12 protein-coding genes and 2 pseudogenes are annotated in these 15,729 nt (G+C 64.9%); 7 read left to right on the forward strand and 7 right to left on the reverse strand.

The features are described 5' to 3' along the window. Positions 1-70 precede the first annotated feature (70 nt). Positions 71-1,168 carry a glycosyltransferase family 4 protein gene (locus DK389_RS13955; RefSeq protein ID WP_109890417.1) on the reverse strand — a complete coding sequence of 366 codons (1,098 nt, stop codon included), beginning with the start codon at positions 1,166-1,168 and terminating at the stop codon, positions 71-73. Between the two features lie 248 nt (positions 1,169-1,416). On the opposite strand from DK389_RS13955, the gene DK389_RS13960 reads away from it, so the two are divergent. Continuing rightward, positions 1,417-3,378 (forward strand): DUF4214 domain-containing protein, encoded by a 1,962-nt coding sequence (locus DK389_RS13960; protein ID WP_109890419.1) that lies wholly within the window; start codon positions 1,417-1,419, stop codon positions 3,376-3,378. Positions 3,379-3,669: 291 nt separating this feature from the next. Here DK389_RS13960 and DK389_RS35620 read toward each other — a convergent pair whose 3' ends face one another. Then, positions 3,670-3,933 (reverse strand): helix-turn-helix domain-containing protein, encoded by a 264-nt coding sequence (locus DK389_RS35620; protein WP_109890421.1) that lies wholly within the window; start codon positions 3,931-3,933, stop codon positions 3,670-3,672. 731 nt (positions 3,934-4,664) lie between these two features. Here DK389_RS35620 and DK389_RS13975 point away from each other — a divergent pair. Beyond that, positions 4,665-6,098 carry an HNH endonuclease gene (locus DK389_RS13975; protein WP_109890423.1) on the forward strand — a complete coding sequence of 478 codons (1,434 nt, stop codon included), beginning with the start codon at positions 4,665-4,667 and terminating at the stop codon, positions 6,096-6,098. A gap of 1 nt (position 6,099) precedes the next feature. Continuing rightward, positions 6,100-6,507, forward strand: coding sequence for a hypothetical protein (locus DK389_RS13980; protein WP_109890425.1), 408 nt, complete (start codon positions 6,100-6,102; stop codon positions 6,505-6,507). A 1,099-nt stretch (positions 6,508-7,606) separates the two neighbouring features. Here the strand turns inward: DK389_RS13980 and DK389_RS13985 are convergent. The 3 genes and pseudogenes from DK389_RS13985 to DK389_RS13995 all read right to left on the reverse strand — a co-directional run. After that, positions 7,607-8,227 carry an IS3 family transposase gene (locus DK389_RS13985; protein ID WP_109890427.1) on the reverse strand — a complete coding sequence of 207 codons (621 nt, stop codon included), beginning with the start codon at positions 8,225-8,227 and terminating at the stop codon, positions 7,607-7,609. Between the two features lie 18 nt (positions 8,228-8,245). Next, positions 8,246-8,605 (reverse strand): transposase, encoded by a 360-nt coding sequence (locus tag DK389_RS13990; protein WP_335645548.1) that lies wholly within the window; start codon positions 8,603-8,605, stop codon positions 8,246-8,248. Between the two features lie 64 nt (positions 8,606-8,669). After that, positions 8,670-9,155, reverse strand: a pseudogene (locus DK389_RS13995) (ATP-binding protein); the annotation flags it as partial. Positions 9,156-9,541: 386 nt separating this feature from the next. Here DK389_RS13995 and DK389_RS32370 point away from each other — a divergent pair. Together DK389_RS32370 and DK389_RS14000 are read left to right on the forward strand one after the other, a co-directional pair. Then, complete coding sequence (locus DK389_RS32370) at positions 9,542-9,973, forward strand: hypothetical protein (protein WP_162560644.1); 432 nt, start codon at positions 9,542-9,544, stop codon at positions 9,971-9,973. Positions 9,974-10,184: 211 nt separating this feature from the next. Next, on the forward strand, positions 10,185-10,784 hold the full coding sequence (locus tag DK389_RS14000; RefSeq protein ID WP_109890431.1) for a DUF2147 domain-containing protein: 600 nt from the start codon (positions 10,185-10,187) through the stop codon (positions 10,782-10,784). An 841-nt stretch (positions 10,785-11,625) separates the two neighbouring features. Here DK389_RS14000 and DK389_RS14005 read toward each other — a convergent pair. Together DK389_RS14005 and DK389_RS14010 are read right to left on the reverse strand one after the other, a co-directional pair. Next, on the reverse strand, positions 11,626-12,108 hold the full coding sequence (locus DK389_RS14005) for an IS630 family transposase (RefSeq protein WP_109890433.1): 483 nt from the start codon (positions 12,106-12,108) through the stop codon (positions 11,626-11,628). A 43-nt stretch (positions 12,109-12,151) separates the two neighbouring features. Continuing rightward, the gene (locus tag DK389_RS14010; protein ID WP_109887948.1) at positions 12,152-12,673 is read right to left on the reverse strand and encodes a helix-turn-helix domain-containing protein; all 522 of its coding nucleotides are present in this window, start codon (positions 12,671-12,673) and stop codon (positions 12,152-12,154) included. A 119-nt stretch (positions 12,674-12,792) separates the two neighbouring features. Between DK389_RS14010 and DK389_RS14015 the strand changes: the two are divergent. Next, positions 12,793-14,111 (forward strand): annotated as a pseudogene (locus DK389_RS14015) (IS701 family transposase). A gap of 156 nt (positions 14,112-14,267) precedes the next feature. Next, positions 14,268-15,602, forward strand: coding sequence for an IS1182 family transposase (locus tag DK389_RS14020; protein ID WP_109890437.1), 1,335 nt, complete (start codon positions 14,268-14,270; stop codon positions 15,600-15,602). Positions 15,603-15,729 lie beyond the last annotated feature (127 nt).

Consider the following 15,729-nt stretch of genomic DNA (forward strand, 5'->3'; position numbering starts at 1 on the left):
ACCTCACGTGAATCCATCACGCCAGCTTGCCTATTCTCGTTGCGTCGCGGCAATCCCCTGAGTGGGCGTCTTAGCAGGAATGTAGCGCGTAACCGGATGCCTCGATCGCCGCGATGAGAGCAAGGGCCGAGTGTCGCCACGTGAAGCGTGCGGCCTGCGCCCGCCCCGCCTCACGCAGACGTGCGCGCAAACCTGCGTCCCGGCCAATGTCTTCGATGCGCGTGACCCATTCGTCGGCGCGGGCGGGGTCGGCGTAGACGACTGCCTCGCCGCAGACCTCCCGCACCGCCGCAGCCGTTGAGGCGATGACTGGGCTTCCGCTGCGCATGGCTTCGAGCGGCGGCAGGCCAAATCCCTCGAAATGCGACGGAAACAGAAGCGCCGCAGCGCCCGCATAGAGCGCCTTCAACTCCGCGTCTGAGACGCGCCCGATGAACTGTGCGGCAGGGCAGGCCGGCAGGCCGTGGGCCGCGAAGATGCGCGGGTTGGCGCCCCCCGCGATCACGAGACGCCGCAGCGGCCCGGTCTGGCGCGCCTGCGCCTCCAGAATCGTGGCGAGATTCTTGTGCGGGCTGAGGCTCCCAATTGCCAGAAGGTAGGAGTCTGGCGACAGACCGTGCCGATCGAGCGTCGTCGGATCAGCTTCGATTCGGTCGATGTGATCACCGCCGTTCGGTACCACGACGGCCTTGCCCTGTGGCACCACGCTGAATCTCTCCAACTCCCTTCTCGAAAAATCGGAGACAGTGGTCACTGCACGGCATCGCCGCGCGGCGGCGGGCAACAGGACGCGATAGGCCGCCCGGAAGGCGCGGGAATAAGAATCCGGGGTCTGATAGATCTGGGCGTCGTGCAGCATCACGAGCGCGTCCCGCACGGTGAGGGGCGCCGTGTTGCAGAGATTGAGCAACCATGCGCCGCGGCAGGCGCGGGGCAGCTCGAGCTGCTCCCAGGCATGTCCCGTGAGCCGCCCAGTCTGGCGCACGGGAATGGCCGAGAGACCGAGGTGCCGCAAATTGCCCGGCGGTGCCACCACCTCGATGTCGAGGCCGGGCAGGGCACCCTCGATCACTAACCGGTCGAGAGCGACGCTGAGTTCCTGCGCCACCCGATCAACGCCCGTCAGGGCGCGGGTGCCGAAGCGCCCGTTGATGACGATTTTGGGCATCGGGACTCCTGCGGTGGCACCCGTCGGGCGGTTAGATCGATCCGATCGCGACGGTTGTAGATTGTGCACTGCAAGGAAACCAGACCGTACGGCACCACGAGGTGTGGGACTTATTCGCCTACCGGCAGAGCAGTATGGTCGAATTCTTATCGATGCCTCAAGATGTGGCACCTGTCCGGAGGTAAACCAAACCTTAAAGATTGCAGACCAAGGGTTCTTGCTCCGCGAGAAACTCGAAATCCTCGGCCATGCTCGACCTGACCGGCTACCGCCTGACCTTCGACGAAGAATTCAACAGGCGCAGTATTTCTCTGGATGGACGTGGCACGACTTGGGCCGATACGCGGCGCGAATGGCGATACGACGCGAATTCCGATATCGGGTTCGGCCATTCCTCCTTCGTAGATCCGTCCTCGGGCTATGACCCCTTCCGGGTGGAGAACGGCGCCCTCGCCATCACGGCCGTTCCGGACCGGACCGCGTCGGGTCATCCGGGCAGCTGGGAATCCGGCCTCATCACGACGCAGGGCAACTTCTCGCAGACATACGGCTATTTCGAGATGCGGGCCCAGCTCTCCGGCGGCATCGGCGCTTGGGACGCCTTCTGGCTCCTGCCGGACACACCCGCCGCAAATACCGACAACCGGCCCGGCTGGCAGGAGATCGATATCGTCGAGCATTATGGCGCCAACGAGGGCGGCGTCTACGGTTACGTACATACGACTGATGATGGAGGCGCGGGCGAGCGCCAATTCTACAGCTATCATGGTGGGCTGACGACTGGCTATCACACCTACGGCGTGAACTGGAACGCCGACACTATCGATTTCTATTTCGATGGCATCTACATGGGCTCGCGCGCGACGCCCTCGGACATGCACGGTCCGATGTACATCTTGGCGGACCTTGCGACGCAGGGTGTTCCCGACAATGACGCGGACGCGGCTGGAGTGCCGTTATCGATGCACATCGATTACATCCGTGCGTTCTCCAATGCATCGGACGCGGTCGCCGTAGCGCAGGACACGCCCTCCGCTCCGGACGAGCGAGATCCCGGCCTCTACGGCGCGACCGCGGTGCGTGGCACGCCCGTGCAAGAGGCGCCTGGAAAGAGCCTGTTCGGTGAGACGGTGCACAGCGCACAGGACGTGGGCGCCCAGGTCTACGTCCTGTTCAGTGGCCTGCTTGGGCGCATCCCGGGGCTCCTCGAGATCGAGGGGTGGGCCCACAGGCTGGAGCACGGCACCTCGCTTACGTCGTTCGCTGCCGAGCTTCTCGCCAGCGCAGAGGGGCAGGCACGCTTCGATGCGACGGATCACGGCAGCTTCATCCAGAGTCTCTACGTCTCCGTGCTGCACCGAAGTGCCGACCCCTCCGGTCTTGCCGCCTGGACCGCCTCTCTCGCCTCTGATGCCACCCCGGCGCAGGTAGCGATCGGTTTCGCGCTCTCGGACGAGCACCTGACCCGCCTCGGCCCCATCTTTGAGGCGGGCATCTTCGTTCCCGACAAGGCAACCGCGGACGTAGCGCGCCTGTATCACGCCGTTCTCGCCCGCGTGCCGGACGCTCTGGGCCTACAGGCATGGGTCGGCGCGGTCGATGCGGGTGCGAAGATGTCGAATGTCGCCGGCGCCTTCATCGCCAGCGCCGAGTACGAGGTCGCCGCGACCGGCTTCAGCGACCGCCAGTTCGTAGAGATGCTCTACCACTCTGTTCTCGGGCGGGCCGCGGATACGGCAGGATTGCAGGCTTGGACGGGCGCCCTCGATCACGGTGCCGGACGAACGACCATTGCCGAAAGCTTCACGGACTCACTCGAATTCCAGGGGGCTTACGCGACCGCGTCCAGCACGGATTACGTTTCCGGCCTCTACCAGGGGGTGCTCGGACGCGCGGGCGACGTCTCAGGCCTAGCGAGTTGGACGGCGGCGATAGACGGCCACACGCTGACCCGCGCGCAGGTCGCGCATGCCTTCGTGGAATCGGCCGAATTCCACGATCGCTTCGTCGCACCTTCCGACGCTACCTTCCTCAACATGCTGTATGAGGGGGCCTTCGGTCGAACCGCGGATGCCGACGGCCTTACATATTGGACAGCGGCATTCGCCCACGGGGCCTCTCGAGCAGACGTCGCTGCGATCTTCGTGCAGAGCGGTGAGGCGCAACAGCACCTCCTCTCGGTGGTCGAGCAGGGGTGGCTTCTCAGCTGAAGCCGGGTCGGCGCCGCGCAGATCTCGCGGCTGGTGCCAAGGACGGTTAGGTAATCCGCCTCTTCTTGATAGCCATAATGAAATAATATTTCATATTGAGCGTTCTCTGAAGCATTTTGTGTGCCTTGCAACAGGTCGCAAGATGAGATTTTCACTGAGCACACGCCGAGTTTCTGTCCGCTCTGCTGCCTCGCTCTCAATAAGTGCGGATCAAACCGCTCGGTTAGGTCACCCGTACACGGTGTGCGGTCGTTCGACACTGTTAAGCTGCACGAGCCGCTTACTCGTTGCTTATTTTTGTAACTCTGAAGGGTGCGAGTGCTTCTCTCGAAAGCGGACACCAGCTCCTCCCCCGTTCTCGGGGATGAATTCGATGCCGGCACGTTCAAGTGCAAGCCGCAGAGCTGCAATGGTTGGTCCGTGCGCACCAAGATCACCCGGCTTCGCCTCCAGCCGCTTGATGGTTGGCAGGGACACACCTGAGGCTTCGGCAAGCTCCTTCTGCTCCCACCTAACCAAAGCACGAGCTGCGCGTATGATTTCGCTTGTGAGCATTTCAGACTCTTTTCGATGCCTGAGGCATTAAATGATCCCTTAAGTATTGAACGTACGACGGGATAATGATACCTGAGGCATCGAAATGAGGTGCCGTCAATGTCCTATCGCCGCTCTATCTCTTGGTCGTCTGCCCTTCAAAGCCTTCGCGCCGATCGCGCCCAGATTTCTCGCTCCGAACGCCGAGCCATGCTTGCCGCGAATGGCTTTGCTAAACTCGCAGCCGCTCGCGCTCAAACACTCGCTCGCGACCATCCCCTGTTTGTGGCTGGTGCCTACAATCGACGAGCCATCATGTCGGCTGCGATCGTTTCAGCAACAGCTCGACGCGCCGTTACAGGAGAGCCCTGGAACATCTGTCTCTCCGCCGCTCTCAAAGGAACCTGGCAGGTCGCGAAAGCAGCTCGCGCGTTCGCAGCCCATCAGGCACAGCGAGCCGTCGAACGCGCTCGGCGAGCAAATTCGCACATCAACCCGGACCAGGTGAGCTCACCCGCAGGGGAGGGGTATTTGGCACCAGGTCGCCGCCCGCAGCCGCCACTGATGCCTACTCCCAAGCAACACGCCCTATCCGAGTCCATCCCACGCGTCACGGTATCGAGCGCCTCACCCATCTCTGCGTCCCAGCCCTCGGCCTCTAAGTCGGATTGAGCCCGGGCCTGTTGACTGCGACCGGCCGAGCTGCCGGCAGCGCTGCTTTACCACCTCTCACTCACATTCAGCGAGGCACCATGCCCAGGAAGAGACAGCGCTCGCGCGCGATCGATCCCGCACGCCCAACGGTTGCCTCCTTAGGTCTGCGCGCCAAGCTCGTGACCGAGGAGCAGGACGCCGAGCTCCGAGCCCTGGTCGAGCGCTACGAGCAACTCCTCTGCGACTGGGAGGACCTCTCCCACCGCGCCCTCAAAGCCCTCTCTGGCCGCTCACCCCCACGGACAAGCACCATGCCCCTCATCACCCCTGAGGATATCAGCACGACCCGGCGCAGCTGCCTCTCCCCGCGCCGCCGGCTCCAAGCCTGGGAGCGCACCAACGGCAAGTGCGTGGTGTGCGGCGACCGCATCGACGGCGCGCGCGATCGCTGGATCATCGAGCACATCCGCGCGCTCGAGCTCGGCGGCGCGGACGAGCTCGACAACATGGGGCCGGCCCACGAGGCCTGCGGCCGCGAGAAGACCCGGGACGATCACGCACGCGCCGCCCAAGCCAAGCGGCAGAAGCTCCGCCACATCGGCGCGGCGGCGCCCGAACGTCCCTTGCCCGGCTCGAGAACAAGCCCGCTGAAGCGCAAGCTCAACGGTACCGTAGTGCCAAGAGAAACTCAGCCCCTGAGCAACACGGTCAAGTTTTCGAAATTGTGGGATCAATCTGGTCAAGGTGTGAATCACGGGCTGGTTTGCAGACCACCCCTAGCGAAACCAATCGAATCGACCTCAGAATGGCCCGACTCGAACAAACCGCGAACCACCGAGACTCCTTTGACCCCGCACGCCATCCCTTCGCCGACGACCTCGCCAGCTGCGCTGCCTGCCTCTATGTCGGGCGAGCTTCTCCTGGCGCTTCCGATCCATCTCGCCTTCCTGTTCGAGGACTGCCCGCTGCTGCCCGGCGAGGACCCATCGCAGTACGAGGCCGTCCTCGCGAGCATCGTCCAGCAGGTGAAACCCCGCGATGTCGTCGAGGCCTTATGGGTCAAGGATCTCGTCGGTCTGGTCTGGGAGGCCAAGCGCCTGCGCCTGTGGCGCCAGAGAATCGTTGATCAGGCGAGGTTGCAGGCGGCTGAGGCGCTGATCAAGCCGGTGCTGGAGGCGCAGGACAAGAGCGCCTTCCAGGGCATCTCCGAGATCGAGCGGAAGGCCTGTGACCTCGCCCTCAGTTGGCTCAACGGCAAAGCGGCCGAGGCGGCTACGGTCGAGACCTTGCTGCAGGGGAGGGGACTCACCACGGCTGACGTGATTGCAAAGGCCTTCGAGCTCAGGCTGCCCGACCTCGAGCGCGTCGATCGCATGGTGATGAACGCTGACAACCGTCGCGACACGCTCCTGCGCGGGATCGAGCGCAGACGAGCGAGCCTCGGCCAGAGCCTGCGGGCGGCAAGCAATGACATCATCGACGTCAAGCCGCACAGCGCGGACGCGCGGTCCGTCTCGCAGCTGAGCAGCTGAGATGACCTCCGAGCGCGTCAAGACTGCAAACCGCCAAAACGCCCAGGCCAGCAACGGCCCGCGCACCGCGGCCGGCAAGCAGCGGGCGTCCCAGAACGCTCGAAGCCACGGCCCGACGGCGGCTCGTCTCGATGCTACCGCGGACGCAGAGGTCGCGCGCCTGTTCAATCGGATCGCGAGTGAGCACGCCAGCGACCCCGAGATTGCCGACGCCGCCCGAACCCTCGCCGAGGCGCAGGTCAGCCTCGCGCGGATCATGTCGGTGAAGGCTCGGTGGATTCGCGAAGAGATGGAGACCGGGAACGGTTGCGTGATCTCTGACGGTCCGCTCCCCGCCTATCCGTCCGGAGCCCTCCTCCAGAAGCTTGAGTGTCTCCGCCCCAGCGGCAGGGCGACGGTACACCCGTGACAGGGCGGCTACGTCACCCCCGGCGGCTACTCGGAGGCGCTTCAGGCGCGCTTCCGACCCGGTCGAGTTTAGCTTGGCCAGCCGCGGCTAGCTCATCCCGTGTGATGCGAAGCGTGGCCCCCGCATTGGTGCTGTCCGGCCATGCCAGAGCACAGCAGTTTTCTCGGAACCCTTTGCCGACCTGGGCCGTATCGCCGGCCCGCACCTGCTCGCAAGCACACGGCCGAACCGTGCGCATCGGAGAGGTTTTGGGGCAGGAGGGTCCATGCGTCGTCTGATCCATGTTGCGATGGCCGCTGCCCTGATCGTGGCCGATGCAGCTCAAGCCGCCTCGTTGGTCACCGCAGGGGCCAGTGAGCAAACACGTGGCGGAGCGCTGCAGAGTTCTGCGGAGCGCTACAAGCGGATCACGGATCGCGATGGGACGAACTGGAGGCGCATCTCAGCCTCAATCTGCACCGGCTGCGGTGCGCCACCAGCGCCACTCGAGATCGCCCGCGCTGAACCGCGCTACCTGCAGGCTCTGCGTGTGGCTGAGGCCGAAACACAGCAGGCTGAGAAGACAAAGTCCACACAGCCTCCATCCGCGCCTCGGATCCAGAGTGCTGCCCTTCAGCCAGAGAAGACCGAGCGCAGGCGGGCGGAGCGGCAGGTTCGCCGCTACGCGCGTCTGGCGAGCCGCACGCGCAAACACGCCCGGTATGCTCGGCAGCGCCTCGTCCAAGCTCAGAAGCGTCTCGCCCTGCTTCAAGCGCAGAAAGCGCGGCGCACGCTTCGCCTGTCTAAGATTCGCCACCGCGCACCTGCGATCAGGGTGGCAGAGCTGCCGCTGGGTGCCCAGCCGGATCGTGGCCTAAACTCTGGCGATCAGCCCCCTCCAGTTCCGCTCCCGCCGCGCCGACCGGACGCACTGTGCGCCTATGACCGAGGTCTAGTTAGAACCGAGGTGCAGGGGACAGAGACCTGCGTGAGCTCCGAGTGATGCCAGACGACAGGGTCGGCTCCCCTAACCTGCCGGTCACACGCGCCGGGCGGCATCTGTCAATCGGCTTCCAAACGGGAACCCGGGATTGGAGTGGGACCCTGCTGGTGGGCGCGGTCAGGCTGCGGTTTTGACCATGTGCTGGGCGTGTTGCTCCTCGAACTGCATGGGGCTCAGGTAACCGAGTGCAGAGTGTAGGCGGCGCGCATTGTAGACCTCCTCGATGAAGCGTGGCAGCTCGGCCGCAACATCGGCGAAGGTCTCGAACGCCATGGGGTATACGCCTTCGACCTTGAGCGTCTTCATGAAGCTCTCAGCCTTGGCGTTATCATAGGGATTGCCGCGTCGCCCCATCGATCCGACAAGTCCGTGCTCGGCCAACACCTTCCGATACGCCTCCGCCGCGTACTGACTGCCGCGGTCTGTGTGGTGGGTCAGTCCTGCCTGTGGGCGACGACGCTCAATCGCCGCGCGCAGGGCCGCAATGGTCAGGCGGGCGTCGATGGAACGGCTGAGCGCGTAGCCCACTACCCGCCGTGACCAGGCATCCAGGATGATCGCGACGTAGACGAAGCCGCCTGCTACCGCGACGTAGGTCAGGTCCGCGACCCAAAGTTGATTGGGGCCGCCCGGTACGATGTCCTTGGCAAGGTTCGGGAAAATCGGGCCGCCGTGATCGCTGTCGGTGGTGGTGATGTAGCGGCGCTGGACGCGCGGTTGCAGGTCATGCTCGCGCATTGGAGCGCGCGAGGCCCATCAGCCGGCATCCCGCCGCGACGGAGAGGCCATCGGGCCGGTGATCACGGACGTAGGCCCGCTTCTCGGCGGCGGCGCGCTTCGTGATGCCCCCTTTAGAAACTCCAGCTCAAGCGCCTGTCGGCCGACAAGCCGTTCGCGTGCCGCGATGCGTGCCTCGTAGACCTGGATCGTGTCGGCGGCTGCCGCATCGTCGTCGAGCGCGCCAGCCTCGTACTTCTGCACCCAGACGCGCACGAGGTTGCGCGAGAGGTCATGGCGCTTGGCCAAGCCATGCAGTGTCTCGCCGGACAGGAACTCCTGTGCGACCTGACGCTTGAACGCGACGCTGTGGGATCGGTGTCGGGCCATGGTCTTCATCCTCCGAAGACCCAGCGAACCGGTCAATCAGTCCCGCCCTATCCGTCCACCCACAGGGGCCCACTCCACCGAACACACTCGGCCACTCGGCAAAGGGCAGGTTGGTGGTCACGATCATCGAGGTGTGCTCGTAGAGCCGGCTGACCAGGTGGAACAGCATCTGCCCGCCCGCCCGCGGAAACGGCAGGTAGCCCAGCTCATCCAGGATCACGAGATCCGCGCGCGCGAGCTGCGACGCCAGCCGACCAGCCTTGCCGGCGCGCGCCTCTGCCTCGAGTTGGTTGACGAGGTCGACCGTGTTGAAGAAGCGCACCCGCGCCTCGCGCTCCCGCACGCAGTTCGCCCCGATGGCAATCGCCAGATGCGTCTTGCCCGAGCCCATGCCGCCGATCAGCACGGCGTTGCGGCTGTCGGTCAGGAAGTTGCCCTGATGCAGGTCGCGCACGAGCGCGGCATTGATCGGCGTGGCCGCCAGGTCGAACGCGCTCAGCGTCTTCATCACGGGGAACTTGGCGTTGGCCATGCGGTAGGCCGTGGCTCGGCTCTGCTCTGCCTCAGCGCCGTACTGCCTCACCCCACTCTTCCGTCTGCACAGACCTGACATGATGCCGCAGACTGAACCGTTTCTCGCTCCACGCAGTTTCAGCCTGGAGTTCTCACCATGCTGTTCGAGGAGCCATGTAACACAGCGTTGTTGCTTGCGTAGCGCTTGGGTCGCAGTTGAGTCGCCATCATATCCAGGAATTATTTGAAAGTTAAAGATATAGTTCAGTAGCTCATCAGTCTTTGTGAATCGTATACAAGGTTTGCGGAATTAACATCCACAGGCTAACGCTACTATTTTGCGTCATCTGAAGTTTACAATTAATAAAATACTCTTTTCCTGTACAGCAAATGTGATATTCCGCAGCGCATCATGCCTGTTAAGAGGCCCCGATGCGACAGAACCCGATCCCAGAACAGCGCGTGCGCCGAAATCACCAAGGCTCCCACAGCCTCTACGCTGGCAGTGAAGAGATCATCCGCGGGCTCACTGAGGAGGACGTGGTCAACTTTTACATGGAGATGACCGGTGCGCCGTCTAAGCCTCCGGACCTCGACGAGTGTGCCCCGCCGTCCGGGCAGAGCGTTCGCGCGCTGCCTAAAACAGTCATACCGGCACAACAGCAGAGGGAGCGGCGCCGGGGACCACCACCCCGACGTGGACGGCCCCTCGCGCTTCTGCCGCACGCAGATTTCGTCAGGAAAGCGATGGACCGCAATCCGAACATCCGCCCGATGACCATGGCGCTGCTACTCAATCAGTATGGGGTCAAGGTGCATTCCCTAAACCCCGTGCGCAGCATCATGGAGTACTGCGAACGTTGAGCAGTCTCGCCGCCCCCGATGCGCAAACCGTCTCACATAGAAGGCGGGAGGCCGGCGGCCTCCGGCTCCTTCTTCAGCGCGGGCATCTGCTTGAGCGACAGGCCCAACAATTGTCCCAGGGGATTGCCCTGGGCCGCCCTTACATGCTCGTCGTCGAAGACGCTGTAGGGGCTTCGCCCTCCTTGCTGCTCCTCAGGCTGAGGTTGCCGAAATGACCCCAATCCTCATCCGCTTCGCTACAGCCGCGCTGGTCGCGGCAGCGGCTTTCGCAGGCTCCCAATCCCGCGCCGCGCAAGCGGTCGTCCCGGCTGGGACGTGGCTGACGGAAGATGGCCGCGCCCGCGTCCGGACTGAGCCGTGCGGTTCTGACGACACCCGCCTGTGCGGCTTCATCGTCTGGGGCAGCAAGCCCCTCGACGAGAACGGCAAGCCGAAGGTCGACCGCTACAACCCGAACCCGGCTAAGCAGGGCCGACTGCAGCTCGGCCACCAGATTCTGCTCGGGTTGAAGCCAAACTCGGATGGGCGCTTCGAGGGCAAGATCTACAACGCGGAGGACGGCAAATCCTACGACGTGACAGTCTGGAGCGATCAGCCGTCGGCCCTGACCGTGAAGGGTTGCATGCTGGTGTTCTGCGCCTCGCAAGTCTGGAAGCGCGTCGCGGACGTTGCTCCCGGCCAATTGCAGGGCGCGACCGACGCTGCTGGCGGCCCACGCTCCGACCTGGAATGGGCAGCCAAGGGTGCAGTGACGGGCAGTGTCCCGAAGAAGGCGTCTCCCGCCGAAGGCTCGCCGACGCGGGTGAAGTGAATTGCGCGCCCTTCTCGTGCGCGTCCGTTGCCACGCCCTCTGCGTGGGGGGATCCAACGGTCGCCTCATCGAACACCCCGCACGACCGGAACGATCGCGCGGCCTGATTCGATCTGCCTCATATCGGATGGTGTGGCGGCCATCGGCTCCATAACACCCCGGCCCGCTTGCCGCACCGCGCCTTGGGTCTGGCCGAGCAAGCCCTTCTGGAATGGTGGACGAGCTGCCCTGGGAACGATCATGGCGGCTGGCGCCTTGGCAACCCGACGACAGCTCAGTAGTTAATGCTGAGATAACGGCTAAGATTGGGGGGCGTCGCCCCTGAACCGGGCGACCTGAAATGGTGTTCACACGTCTGGCTGCGGCTTGCAGCTCCCTTCTGCTCGTGAGCGGCTGCTCACACTTAATGCATGCGCCGGCCCAGTACACCGCGCTACCGGTGAGTAGCGGCTCACCAGCCATTGTTGGTTCGGTTGCGGAACTGCCGGATGCCTCTCTGCCGACTGTCGTCATTCCTGGTCAGCTCCTAGCTGCGCCGGGGGGGCGGCGCGGGAGCACCGTCGAACCCCATGCAGCGCTCCAGCAATCGGCACGGGCTCGCCTTGCCTGGAATGAGCTGCGGCCGAACGATCTTCTGAAGCCGCCCTTGTTCGAGAGCATGAGGGCGCAGTCGTTCGACGAGCCCGGCTCGACGGCGAGCGTGCCGAGCTCGAGGCTAGGCGCTGCCAATTCGGCTGCCCCAGCTATTCAGGATCGCGAGAAGACCATGGGCGGTCTGGTGAAGCAGGGTGGTGCGGCTGCAAAGCCAATCTGCGACAGGTGCTAAGTACAACCGCGGAAGTCATGTGGGATGCGCTCCGATGATGGAGCAAACACCGCCTGGCTTGCGGTTGTAACGCTCGAAGAAAGCCCGGGCGGCTTCAACCAGGGCGTCGATGCTGGCGAACAACTCACAGTGTGTGACCTCGCGGCGGAACTGGCGCCAGAGCATCTCGATCGGGTTCAGCCATGGGCTGTAGGTCGGGAGGTAAAGCAGGACGAGGCGCCCGGCCGCGCCGCGCAGCACCGCCTCGACCTCGTCGTCCTCGTGCGTGCTGGCATTGTCCCAGGCGACGTAGATGGTCTCGGTCGGGTGCTTGGTCAGGAGCGTTCCGAGTAGTTCAGCGACCTCGCGTCGCCGCTTATGAGGGCGGGTGAGGACCACCGTCTGGCCGCTATGCCAATCGACCGCCCCAAGCCCATAGCGCCGCGCCGGCTGCATCGGGGTCGGGATCATCACCTGCTGTCCCTTCGGCCCCACATCGGCCGCAAGGTCGGGTGCCAACTGATGTTGAACTCGTCGGCGTAGTAGAAGACGGATCCTGGCTTCAGACCGTCGCGAGCGAGTTCGACCGCCTTTTTTTGACAGCATAGTCCGGATCCGGGCTGCTGATCGTGTGCTGGGGACGACCGAACCCCAGACCAGCCGAGCGCAACAGCCGATGGATACTGGCCACGCTCATACGCAAGCCCGTCTCCTCCGCCAAGCGATCGGCCAGCCGGGCGGCGGTCCACATCGAGAACGGCAGGTCCAGGGCGCGTGGCCGTCGCCGCACCAGCTCGACCAGCCGCTCGCGGTAGGCGGCACCGGCTTTGGCCGGCTTGCCCGAGCGCGGCGCGTCGGAGAGGCCGTCGATGCCCTCGGCCTCGTAGCGATGGACCCAGCGTCGGACCGTCTCGCCGCTCTCGCGCACGATCGCGGCAACTTCGGAGACAGCGAGCCTCTGCTCGGCCGCGAGCAGGATCATCTGCGCACGCGTGCGAACCCGGACATCGCGCGTCGTTCGGTAGAGATCATCAAGCTCGCGCAGCTGATCGACGTTCAGGCTGTCCAAACGCAGGGCGCGCATCGCCGCCTCCCGGCTTAGCGCCCCAGCATACCACGAAACTTATAAGGACGTACTTAGTACTACTGTGTCACAAGATTGCGGTGTATGAGTGGTGATCCGACCTCGTGCGGGAGCGCGACATGGATCCCTGGAACACCCCGCTGGCCGACCCGCCGCGCTTTGCGGCCTATGTCGACACGCTCTCGGACGCCCTTGGCCATGCGGATCGGGTGGCGCCGCTGAAGGCTTACTGCACCGGTCTCCTCCTGCCGGGCGCGCGCAAGAGCATCGAGCCCATGGCAGCGCGGATCGCGCCAGCGCGTGTTCAGGCCACCCATCAGTCCCTGCACCACTTTGTGGCCAAGGGCGAATGGTCAGACACTGCTTTGCTGGCCCGGGTCCGTGCCGCTGTTCTGCCGATGATCGAGAGCCAAGGCCCAATCCAAGCCTGGATCGTCGATGACACGAGCTTCCCCAAGAAGGGCCGACACTCGGTCGGGGTGGGGCGGCAGTATTGCGGACAGGTCGGCAAGCAGGACAATTGCCAAGTGGCCGTGACGCTCTCGCTGGCTAATGCCCAGGCCAGCCTGCCGGTCGCCTATCGCCTCTACCTGCCGGAAGCCTGGGCCCTGGATCCCGAGCGGCGCAGGAAGGCTGGCGTGCCCGCGGCGATCCGCTTCCAGACCAAGCCGCAGATCGCGCTGGATCAGATCCGTGCCGCTCACGCCGACAAGCTGCCGCCCGGTCTCGTGCTGGCGGATGCCGGATACGGGATCGACACAGCCTTCCGCACGGCCCTGACGGAGTTGGGCTTGCCCTACAGTCTCGGCATTCAGTCTTCGACCAGCCTGTGGTCACCCGGAACGACACCGCTGCCACCCAAACCCTGGAGCGGGCGCGGCCGGCCGCCGACCCGGGTGCGGCGCAGCCCCGATCACAAGCCGCTCTCGGCTGAGAAGCTGGCCCGGTCTCTGCCAGAGGAAGCTTGGCAGTGTGTCACATGGCGTGCCGGCACGAACGGGCTGTTGGTGTCGCGCTTTGCGGCAGAGCGGGTGCGTCCGGCTCATCGCGATGAGCTGCGACACGAGCCCCGTCCCGAGGAATGGGTCCTGATCGAGTGGCCGCAGGGCGAGGCCGCGCCCACCAAGTACTGGCTCTCGAGCCTGCCACCCGAGACGCCCCTGACCGAGCTCGTCAGCCAGACCAAACTGCGCTGGCGCATTGAGCGGGACTATCAAGAGCTGAAGCAGGAGATCGGATTGGGTCACTACGAGGGCCGGGGCTGGCGCGGCTTCCATCATCACGCCAGCTTGTGCATCGCTGCTTACGGGTTTCTGGTCTCTGAGCGGGGCCGGATTCCCCCTCGGCATCCGAGTTCGTCAGGCTCCAAACACCTGTCCTACCCGCCGATTACAGACCCCGCGGCGCCCCCGATCCGGCCCGAGCGTCACGTGCCTGACTCCATTACGACCTTGCGCCTGGGACTGACGCGCGCCCTGTTGCAATCGCTTCAGCGATGTCCCTGCTGCTATTCTCCGTTTGTGACACAGTAGTACTAGGAGCCCGTCCGAGTAAGTGTCTCGACGACGAGGCCGCGGGATGATTCACTCGGCTCATGGCCAAGGTGTTTCGCTCCTGGGACGTCGATCAGGGCTGGCTGCTGCCGCCCTCGCTGCACGAGTTCGTGCCACCCGGGCACAGGGCGCACTTCGTGCGCGACACGGTGCGCGAGGCGCTCGACCTCTCGGCCATTCTCGACACCTACGCGGAAGAGCGCGGCTACCCGCCCTACCATCCGGGCATGATGGTGGCGCTCCTGCTCTACGGCTACAGCCGAGGCCTGTACTCCTCGCGCCAGCTCGCCCGCGCCTGCGAGGAGCGGGTCGATGTCATGGCAGTGACCGGCCTGAACCGGCCCGACTTCCGAACCATCGCCGACTTCCGCAAGCGCCACCTCGTGGCCCTGTCGGACCTGTTCGTGCAGGTGCTGCGCCTGTGTCGGGCAGCCGGTCTCGTCGAGTTCGCTCACGTGGCGGTGGATGGCACTAAGCTGAAGGCCAACGCCTCGCGCCACAAAGCGATGAGCTACGGGCGGATGAAGACGGCCGAGCCGGCCCTGGCGGCCGAGGTGGACGCTTGGCTGGAGCGAGCGCGCGAGGCTGACGCGGCGGAGGATCAGGCTCACGGTGCCGGCCGTCGGGGCGACGAAACGCCGGACTGGATGGCCGACAAGCAGCGACGGCTGGAAGCAATCCGCGCCGCCAAGGCCGCGCTGGAAGCGGAGGCCGCAGATCCGCCCGATCCGGAGGACGAGAACGGGCCGGGTGCCTCGTCGGGCATGCGTTGGCAGGGTCGGCCACTGCGCGGTGACGACGGCAGTCCGCCCGACCGGGCGCAGCGCAACTTCACCGACCCGGACAGCCGGATCCTGCCCATGCGCGACGGCTTCGTGCAGGGCTACAACGGTCAGATCGCGGTCGATGCCGCGCATCAGGTGATCGTCGCGCACCGCCTCGTGACCAACTCGGCCGACTACCGCGCCCTCGTGCCGCTTGTGGACGGGGTCCGCGCTCATCTCAGGCGCAAGCCGCGGGAGGTCTCGGGCGATGCCGGGTTTGCCAACGAGGCGAACCTCGTCGCGCTCAGGGAGCGGGGCATTACGGGCTACCTCGCTCCGGGCCGGGCGCGACACGGCGAGGCGGATGCGGCCGGCCGCCGGAGGCTGACCAAGATGCCGTTGATGAGCGCGATGGCCGCCCGCCTAAAACGGGCTGGCCGCCGCAGTCGCTATCGCCTCAGGAAGCAGGTGGTTGAGCCGGTGTTCGGGCAGATCAAGCAGGCCCGAGGCTTCCGACCGTTCCTGATGAGAGGGCTTGAGCAGGTCCGGGGCGAGTGGGCGATGATCTGCACGGCCCATAACCTCCTGAAGCTGGCACAGGCCGACCGTTGAGCCCGCTGTCCGCCCTCATCGGCTCCGGTCTCGCCCCCTCTCCCCCGGCTTCAAACCCCGTTACTCGGACAGGCTCCTAGTACTACTGTGTCACAAGAATGGGGTGTATGAGGGGTGATCCGATCTC

The organism is Methylobacterium durans (genome assembly GCF_003173715.1).
Classification (GTDB): domain Bacteria; phylum Pseudomonadota; class Alphaproteobacteria; order Rhizobiales; family Beijerinckiaceae; genus Methylobacterium; species Methylobacterium durans.

What these genes read in the sequence shown, in the direction of transcription:
- DK389_RS13955 (WP_109890417.1), bottom strand. Translation starts at nt 1,168, where the DNA reads ATGCCCAAAATCGTCATCAACGGGCGCTTCGGCACCCGCGCCCTGACG.
- DK389_RS13960 (WP_109890419.1), top strand. Translation starts at nt 1,417, where the DNA reads ATGCTCGACCTGACCGGCTACCGCCTGACCTTCGACGAAGAATTCAAC.
- DK389_RS35620 (WP_109890421.1), bottom strand. Translation starts at nt 3,933, where the DNA reads ATGCTCACAAGCGAAATCATACGCGCAGCTCGTGCTTTGGTTAGGTGG.
- DK389_RS13975 (WP_109890423.1), top strand. Translation starts at nt 4,665, where the DNA reads ATGCCCAGGAAGAGACAGCGCTCGCGCGCGATCGATCCCGCACGCCCA.
- DK389_RS13980 (WP_109890425.1), top strand. Translation starts at nt 6,100, where the DNA reads ATGACCTCCGAGCGCGTCAAGACTGCAAACCGCCAAAACGCCCAGGCC.
- DK389_RS13985 (WP_109890427.1), bottom strand. Translation starts at nt 8,227, where the DNA reads ATGCGCGAGCATGACCTGCAACCGCGCGTCCAGCGCCGCTACATCACC.
- DK389_RS13990 (WP_335645548.1), bottom strand. Translation starts at nt 8,605, where the DNA reads ATGAAGACCATGGCCCGACACCGATCCCACAGCGTCGCGTTCAAGCGT.
- DK389_RS32370 (WP_162560644.1), top strand. Translation starts at nt 9,542, where the DNA reads ATGCGACAGAACCCGATCCCAGAACAGCGCGTGCGCCGAAATCACCAA.
- DK389_RS14000 (WP_109890431.1), top strand. Translation starts at nt 10,185, where the DNA reads ATGACCCCAATCCTCATCCGCTTCGCTACAGCCGCGCTGGTCGCGGCA.
- DK389_RS14010 (WP_109887948.1), bottom strand. Translation starts at nt 12,673, where the DNA reads ATGCGCGCCCTGCGTTTGGACAGCCTGAACGTCGATCAGCTGCGCGAG.
- DK389_RS14020 (WP_109890437.1), top strand. Translation starts at nt 14,268, where the DNA reads ATGGCCAAGGTGTTTCGCTCCTGGGACGTCGATCAGGGCTGGCTGCTG.